Raw genomic sequence first — 1,825 nt, 5'->3', positions numbered from 1 at the left:
GGATGTCCAACTTTTGGGGTGCAGTTCAAACCTGTTTTCAATTTTCAGACGACCTTTTTGCAACGTCCACCTTGCCTGTGCTCAAACCGTCCTAACGCTCGATGCTGCCGCACAACCGTTCGACGATTTCCGCCGCGCTGCCAGGGCGGCACAATCCTGCGTTTTGTCCTGCCCAAAATGGGGAAAAGTCGTAGCAGCCTTGTTTTTCGGCGGCGGCTTTCAATGCACCGGCGGCCGCGCCCGCCAAGGGAAACGGGAGTGCCGCGTCATTCATCGGACCGGCTTCGCGTATGAAACGGTTGTAAAGTCCGCGCGCTGCGCCGCCGCTGAACAAGTTGGTCACCACGGTATCTTCGGGTCGGGCGGTTTGGATGGCGGCGCGGTGGGCGGGTTTGGTCAGGGCTTCGTCTGCGAGCAGGAAAGCGGTTCCGACCTGCACTGCGGATGCGCCCAATTCCAACGCGGCGCGGACAGCAGCGGCATCGGAAACGCCGCCTGCGGCTATAACGGGCAGGTGCACGGCGTTACGGATGGCGGGCAACAGGGCGAACAAGCCGCTTTGACTGTCGGGATGGCGGTTTAAAAACCAACCCCGATGACCGCCCGCCTCCCACGCTTGGGCAATCACGACATCCGCGCCGTTTTGCTCCAGCCAAACGGCTTCTTCGACCGTCGTCGCGCTGCTCCACACTTCCGCGCCCGTCGCTTTAACGCGCTGCAAATATTCGGGTGCGGGCAAACCGAAGTGGAAGCTGACCACAGGCGGGCGGTAACGTTCCACGCATTCCAACGCGTCGGCATCAAACGGCTGCCGTCCGCCACCGGTGGGAATATCGTTTCCCGTCAGCCCGTAAGCCTCGAAATACGGACGCAACACGGCAAACCATGCGTCCTGTTGCGCGCGGTCGGCAGACGGCGTGCGGTGGGCGAAAAAATTGAGGTTGTACGGACAGCCGCCGCCCTCCTGCTTCATCCGTGCCAACGCTTTATCCAAACCCGCCGCGTCGTACATCGCTCCCGCCAACGAACCCAAAGCACCGGTTTTACCGACAGCCAAAGGCAGCTCTGTATCATGTGCAAACGCCATCGGCGCTTGAATCAGCGGATAGCGCAGCGAGGATAAAATGCGGCTCATGTCTGTTTCTCCTTGTAAACTGTTTCGTCAGTCGGCTTGAGATTTCTTCAATTTAAATACGCAGACTGACCATGTGGAACAAGCTGAATTTTGCCACAGAAAAGGGGCGGACATGGCTGCAAGGTCGTCTGAAAACAAACTTTAGCGTTTTGTGTTAAGCGAGTGCGTGCGAAACCGAGCATATTGGAAAACCAACCCCGTCCCATTTAATCCACTATACTCAGAAAGCAAACCCGTTCCGATTCCATCCGATATAGAAAAAGGTCGTCTGAAAACCCTGTTTCGGGTTTTCAGACGACCTTTGCTTTGCCTTCAAACAGGCTTTAGAGCGGGATTACCATTGGTAACCGACACCTGCGGTCGCGCCGTAGTGGCCGCGCGAGTTGCCGGTAGCCGTACCTTTGATGACCCAGTTGCCGCCGTCGGAGATGCTGGAGAAGCCAACTGCGTAGCCGCTTTCACCGCGGTAAACGCCGCCTGCAACCGCCATCATGCTCTTACCCGGCAGGTAGGCTTGAGGCAGACCAGCCACCGCCATGGCTGCTGCTGTACCGGCTTTAGAGTCGCTTTCAACATTGTCGATACGTTGGTTGATTTGGTCGCCCATGTTCACCACGTAATTGCCAAGGTTGGTCACGCTTTGGTTAATCGCCTGATTGGTGTAATACAACTGGCTGCCGTTGATCGCAT

At 57.3% G+C, this 1,825-nt stretch carries 2 protein-coding genes; both read right to left on the bottom strand.

Going from position 1 to position 1,825, the window contains the following annotated elements; translation table 11 throughout:
• Nucleotides 1–91: 91 nt before the first annotated feature.
• On the bottom strand, nt 92–1,135 hold the full coding sequence (locus HMPREF2726_RS06580) for an NAD(P)H-dependent flavin oxidoreductase (protein WP_070602710.1): 1,044 nt from the start codon (nt 1,133–1,135) through the stop codon (nt 92–94).
• 334 nt (nt 1,136–1,469) lie between these two features.
• Nucleotides 1,470–1,825: YadA-like family protein (locus HMPREF2726_RS06575; RefSeq protein ID WP_246827872.1), on the bottom strand; the 356-nt coding region annotated here is incomplete at its 5' end.

Origin of the sequence: Neisseria sp. HMSC074B07 (assembly GCF_001810355.1) — a bacterium.
Taxonomy (GTDB): domain Bacteria; phylum Pseudomonadota; class Gammaproteobacteria; order Burkholderiales; family Neisseriaceae; genus Neisseria.
This window is presented reverse-complemented; position numbering and strand designations above follow the sequence as displayed.

What these genes read in the sequence shown, in the direction of transcription:
- HMPREF2726_RS06580 (WP_070602710.1), bottom strand. Translation starts at nt 1,135, where the DNA reads ATGAGCCGCATTTTATCCTCGCTGCGCTATCCGCTGATTCAAGCGCCG.